The organism is Thalassospira sp. ABL2_045 (assembly GCF_056161285.1).
The window spans coordinates 205,119-212,004 of record NZ_JBSWYV010000008.1 but is presented as its reverse complement, the minus strand read 5'-3'; the positions used below and the strand labels follow the sequence as shown (position 1 = coordinate 212,004).

The following is a 6,886-nucleotide window of genomic DNA, read 5'->3' as shown; positions in this document are numbered from 1 at the left end:
CGACAGTCAGGGTATCGGTTGCCGTTGCAACGTCAGAACCATCTGCCGAAGTCGCCGTTACGCCAAGATCAAACGAGCCACTGAAGTCCTCTGCCGGCGTGATCGTCAAACCTTCAAGCTGATCTGAACCCAACGTCCAGGTCCCGTCACCATTATCGGTACCGGCAGACAAGGTCGCTCCATCAGGCACACCGGAGATGGTGACCGTCAGGGTTTCGGAGCTGTCCGTCATACCAGCATCAATATCAAGCGCAATGGCACTATCTTCGTTACCCGAAGCGTCACTGACGTCCAGTGTTGGCGTATCAGCGACACCAGATACATCGACAGTCAGGGTATCGGTTGCCGTTGCAACGTCAGAACCATCTGCCGAAGTCGCCGTTACGCCAAGATCAAACGAGCCACTGAAGTCCTCAGCCGGTGTAATCGTCAAACCTTCAAGCTGATCTGAACCCAGCGTCCAGGTGCCATCGCCATTATTCGTCCCCGCCGACAAAGTCGCGCCATCCGGAACGCCGGAGATGGTGACCGTCAGCGTTTCAGAGCTGTCGGTGAGACCAGCATCAATATCAAGGGCAATGGCACTGTCTTCGTTACCACTAGCATCAGACACATCGAGTGACGGCGCATCCGCAACACCCGTGACATCAACCGTCAACGTATCGGTTGCTGTTGCAACATCCGAACCATCGGCAGAGGTCGCGGTTACACCAAGATCAAACGATCCGCTGAAGTCCTCGGCTGGCGTGATCGTGAGACCTTCGAGCTGGTCGGAGCCCAGTGTCCAAGTGCCGTCTCCGTTATCTGTACCGGCAGACAGGGTTGCTCCGTCCGGAACACCACTGATCGTGACCGTCAGCGTTTCGGAGCTATCTGTCAGGCCCGCACCAATATCAAGCGCGATGGTGGAATCTTCGTTGCCGCTTGCATCCGACACATCAAGGGTCGGCGCATCAGCGACACCTGTGACATCAACGGTGATAGAACCGGTCGTCGTTGCAACATCAGAGCCATCAGCAGAGGTCGCGGTCACGCCAAGATCAAACGAGCCACTGAAGTCTTCAGCCGGCGTGATCGTCAGCCCTTCAAGTTGATCCGAACCCAACGTCCAGGTTCCATCACCATTATCAGAACCAGCAGACAAAGTCGCGCCGTCCGGAACACCGGACATGGTTACCGTCAGCGTTTCAGAGCTGTCGGTCAGACCGGCGTCGATATCGAGTGCAATTGCACTGTCTTCATTGCCAGAGGCATCACTGACATCCAGCGTCGGGGCATCAGCCACACCAGCAACATCGACCGTGATCGAACCAGTCGTCGTTGCAACGTCAGATCCATCCGCAGAGGTCGCGGTCACACCGAGATCAAACGAACCACTGAAGTCCTCAGCCGGCGTGATCGTCAAACCTTCAAGCTGATCCGAGCCCAGTGTCCAAGTGCCGTCGCCGTTATCCATTCCGGCAGACAGATTTGCGCCATCCGGAACACCGCTGATCGTGATGGTCAAAGTCTCACTGGAATCCGTCAGTCCTGCATCGATATCAAGAGCGATAGCTGAATCTTCGTTGCCAGCGGCATCGCTGACGTCCAGCGTCGGAGCGTCAGCAACACCAGTCACATCGACCGTGATTGAACCGGTCGTCGTCGCAACATCAGAGCCATCCGCCGACGTTGCCGTCACGCCAAGATCAAACGAGCCACTGAAATCCTCAGCCGGCGTGATCGTCAGACCTTCGAGCTGGTCGGAGCCCAGCGTCCAGGTGCCGTCACCATTGTCGGTGCCTGCCGACAGGGTTGCACCATCGGGAACGCCGCTGATCGTCACAGTCAGGGTTTCGCTCGAATCAGTGAGCGCAGCGTCAATGTCGAGGGCAATCGCGCCGTCTTCGTTGCCGCTTGCATCGGATACGTCAAGGGTCGGCGCATCCGCGACGCCAGCAACATCAACGGTAATGCTGTCCGTCGTGGTTGCAACATCCGCCCCATCGGCAGAGGTCGCGGTCACGCCAAGATCAAACGATCCACTGAAGTCCTCCGCCGGTGTGATCGTCAGACCTTCAAGCTGGTCGGCCCCCAGCGTCCAGGTGCCATCACCGTTGTCGGTCCCCGCAGACAACGTCGCGCCGTCCGGCACACCGGAAATGGTCACCGTCAGGGTTTCAGAGCTGTCGGTCAGGCCAGCGTCAATGTCGAGGGCAATAGCTGAGTCTTCGTTGCCGGATGCATCACTGACGTCCAGCGTCGGTGCATCCGCCACACCCGCAACATCGACCGTGATAGAACCGGTCGTCGTTGCAACGTCAGATCCATCCGCAGACCTCGCGGTCACACCGAGATCAAACGAACCGCTGAAGTCCTCAGCTGGCGTAATCGTCAAACCTTCAAGTTGGTCGGAGCCGAGCGTCCAGGTACCGTCGCCATTATCTGTACCCGCAGACAGGGTCGCACCATCAGGCACGCCGCTGATCGTTACGGTCAGCGTTTCAGAGCTATCCGTCAGGCCAGCGTCGATATCAAGCGCAATCGCACTGTCTTCGTTGCCGGAGGCATCCGACACATCCAACGTCGGCGTATCAGCAACACCGGCAACATCAACCGTGATGCTGTCGGTCGTGGTCGCGACATCCGAACCATCGGCAGAGGTCGCAGTCACACCAAGATCAAACGAGCCACTGAAGTCCTCAGCTGGCGTGATCGTCAGACCTTCGAGCTGATCCGAACCCAAGGTCCAAGTGCCATCACCATTATAGGTACCGGCAGAGAGAGTTGCACCGTCCGGAACACCGGAGATGGTCACGGTCAGCGTCTCACTGGAATCCGTCAGACCTGCATCAATATCCAGAGCAATTGCACTATCTTCGTTACCCGAAGAATCACTGACATCGAGGGTTGGGGCATCAGCCACGCCGGCAACATCGACCGTGATGCTGTCGGTAGCCGTTGCGACATCAGAGCCATCTGCCGAAGTCGCAGTCACACCAAGATCAAACGAACTGCTGAAGTCTTCTGCTGGCGTAATGGACAAGCCTTCGAGCTGATCAGAGCCCAGCGTCCAGGTGCCGCCGCCATTATCGGTACCTGCAGACAAAGTCGCGCCGTCCGGAACACCGGAGATGGTTACCGTCAGGGTTTCGCTGGAGTCGGTGAGACCGGCGTCAATGTCGAGGGCAATCGCGCTGTCTTCGTTGCCAGAGGCATCACTGACATCAAGAGTTGGAGCGTCCGCAACACCATCCACATTAACAGTTATCGAACCGGTTGTTGTTGCGACATCAGAGCCATCGACAGACGTCGCGGTCACGCCAAGATCAAACGATCCGCTGAAGTCCTCAGCTGGCGTGATCGTAAGACCTTCAAGCTGACTCGATGCCAGCGTCCAGGTGCCATCACCATTATCCGTGCCAGCAGACAAAGTCGCACCGTCGGGAACGCCAGAAATCGTCACGGTCAGCGTTTCAGAGCTATCAGTAAGCGCAGCATCAATATCCAACGCGATCGCGCTGTCTTCGTTGCCAGAGGTGTCGGATACATCGAGGGTCGGCGTATCAGCAACACCGGCAACATCAACCGTGATCGAACCGGTGGTGGTTGCAACGTCCGAACCGTCAGCAGACGTTGCCGTCACACCCAGATCAAACGAACCGCTGAAGTCTTCAGCGGGCGTAATGGTCAAACCTTCAAGCTGGTCGGAGCTCAGCGTCCAGGTGCCATCACCATTATCGGTACCAGCCGACAAGGTTGCACCGTCCGGAACGCCGGAGATGGTCACCGTCAGGGTTTCGCTGGAATCTGTGAGACCGGTGTCAATGTCGAGAGCAATGGCGCTGTCTTCGTTACCGGAGGCATCGCTAACGTCCAGCGTCGGAGCATCAGCAACACCTGCAACATCGACCGTGATCGAACCCGTGCTGGTCGCAACATCGGAGCCATCCGCCGACGTCGCAGTCACATCGAGATCAAACGACCCACTGAAGTCTTCAGCCGGTGTAATCGTCAGACCGTCAAGCTGGCTCGATGCCAGCGTCCAGGTGCCGTCACCATTATCCGTCCCGGCGGAAAGGGTAGCCCCGTCGGGAACGCCAGAAATGGTCACCGTCAGAGTTTCGGAACTGTCGGTAAGACCCGCATCAATATCCAGAGCAATCGCGCTGTCTTCGTTGCCGGAGGCATCACTGACATCCAGTGTCGGGGAATCTGCAACGCCAGCAACATCGACTGTGATCGAACCCGTCGTCGTTGCCACATCAGAACCATCAGCCGACGTCGCCGTCACGCCAAGATCAAACGAACCACTGAAGTCCTCAGCCGGCGTGATCGTCAGACCTTCTAGCTGGTCGGAACCTAGTGTCCAAGTGCCGTCTCCGTTGTCGGCACCGGCAGACAGGGTCGCCCCGTCCGGAACGCCGGAGATGGTCACCGTCAGGGTCTCGCTCGAATCAGTGAGCGCAGCGGCAATGTCGAGCGCGATAGCTGAGTCTTCGCTGCCGCTCGCATCAGAGACGTCGAGGGTCGGGGCATCTGCGACACCGGTTACATCAATGGTGATGCTATCGGTACTAGTTGCAACATCCGACCCATCTGCCGACGTCGCCGTCACGCCAAGATCAAACGACCCACTGAAGTCTTCAGCCGGTGTGATCGTCAGACCGTCAAGCTGATCCGACCCCAGCGTCCAGGTGCCATCTCCATTGTCGGTGCCCGCCGACAGGGTTGCCCCTTCTGGTAAGCCGCTAATGGTCACGGTCAGCGTTTCGCTGGAATCCGTAAGACCAGCGTCGATATCCAGTGCAATCGCACTGTCTTCGTTGCCAGATGCATCAGACATATCGAGCGTCGGGGCATCCGCGACACCGGTCACATCAACCGTGATGCTGTCGGTTGTAGTCGCGACGTCGGAACCATCGGCCGAGGTCGCCGTCACACCAAGGTCAAACGAGCCGCTGAAGTCCTCAGCCGGTGTAATCGTCAGACCATCAAGTTGATCCGAACCCAGCGTCCAAGTGCCGTCACCATTATCGGTGCCCGCCGACAAGGTCGCACCATCCGGAACACCGCTGATCGTTATGGTCAGGGTTTCAGAGCCATCGGTCAGACCTGCATCGATGTCCAGCGCAATGGCGCTGTCTTCATTACCACTTGCATCACTGGCATCCAGCGTCGGTGCATCAGCAACGCCAGCCACGTCAACCGTGAGGCTGTCAGTGGTGGTCGCGACATCCGATCCATCCGCCGAGATCGCGGTTACACCAAGATCAAACGACCCACTGAAGTCTTCCGCCGGCGTGATCGTCAAACCGTCAAGCTGATCCGAACCCAACGTCCAAGTACCGTCACCGTTATCCGTACCAGCGGACAACGTCGCACCATCCGGAACACCACTGATCGTGACTGTCAGCGTTTCGGAACTGTCCGTCAGACCCGCGTCGATATCAATCGCAATTGCGGTACCCTCGCCGCCGCTTGCGTCGCTCACATCAAGCGTTGGTGCATCGGCGACACCTTCGACCTCGACGGTGAGGTTTTCCATCACAACGGCGCTGTCATCGCCATCGGTGGTCGAGACCAGAACGGAGAGGTCTATATCGCCGCTGAAGTTTTCAGCCGGCGTGATGGTCAGGCCTTCGAGCTGATCAACATCGAGCGTCCAGGTCCCATCGCCATTATCGGTGCCGGTAGATAGCGTTGCGCCATCCGGGACGCCTTCGATGGTGATGGCGAGGTTTTCACTGCCGTCGAGAAGTTCGGTATCGATATCAAGCGCGATCGCGCTGTCTTCGCGGCCACTGGCATCGGAAACGTCAAGCGTTGCGCCGTCGGCGACACCGGTAACGTCGATGGTGAAGCTGGAGCTGCTTGTTGCCGTATCGCCATTGGCTTCACGGCTGGTCGCCGAGATATCAAGCTCTATGCTGCCGCTGAAATCTTCCGGTGGCGTCAGGGTCAGGCCACTCAGTTGACCCGGCGTGAGCGTCCATGTGCTATCACCATTATCCGTACCAGCCGAAAGGACAGCCCCGTCCGGGACACCGGAAATCGTGATCGAGAGCGTTTCGCTGCCGCCATCCTGATCATTAAGCGACGTTGACAGATCTAGCGTGATCGCGCTGTCTTCGGCGCCCGTCACATCATCAGCGCTGAGCGTCGGCGCATCGGCGACCTTGGGTTCTTCAATCTCGATCTCATCTTCGGTGTCGATTTCGTCTTCAAGAAGCAGTTCATCATCTTCTTCAAGCGTGTCATCGCCGACAGCGGCTTCTTCGGCCGGTACTTCTTCCACGGGTGCGATGAAATCGGGCCGCAGGCCTTCGTCAACGTTCGGGCTATCATCTTCGCGATCGCCGCGCAGTTCGTTGGTGTCATTGGTCGACTGCGGAACTTCCGGCATATCAACCGCACTGGGCTCGGACTGCAGGGAAATTTCATCCGCGCTGGCATTCCCAAGGTTGCTTTGGAAGGTATCCGCGCCGGTATCGAGATTGTTTTCAATCTCGGCATTTTCGGTGAGCGACAGGGTCTGCTGTTCGGTTGCCTCTTCGGCCTGGGTGCGTTCCTGGCGCTGGGCGGCGGCATTCTGGCGGCGGAAGGCCTGCTGTTCTTCGGCCTGGGGGTTGTGGATCTGGGTGCCGTAATGCACCGATCCCAATTCCTGTTCCTGCGGACGTGCGGAACTGTCCTGGTCGTCATGCAATTCGACCAGTTCGTCACTCTCACCATCCTGACTGAGCGAGCGCTCCAGATCTTCTGGTGCGGCCTGATGGTCAAGATCCCCCCGACCACCGTCATCAGGACGTGCGTTTTCAGAATTGCTGCGATCGTCCGCCATCTAACCCATTCTCCGTAAAGCGTAGGACAGGATAGGCTCGCCCCACACATCTATACTATAGTA

General features: G+C 58.0%; 1 protein-coding gene. It reads right to left on the bottom strand.

Annotation, left to right across the window (positions count from 1 at the left end; all coding sequences use genetic code 11):
• The coding region (locus ACXAIA_RS13305; protein WP_475349742.1) for a beta strand repeat-containing protein at nt 1-6,823 on the bottom strand (6,823 nt) is incomplete at its 3' end.
• Nucleotides 6,824-6,886 lie beyond the last annotated feature (63 nt).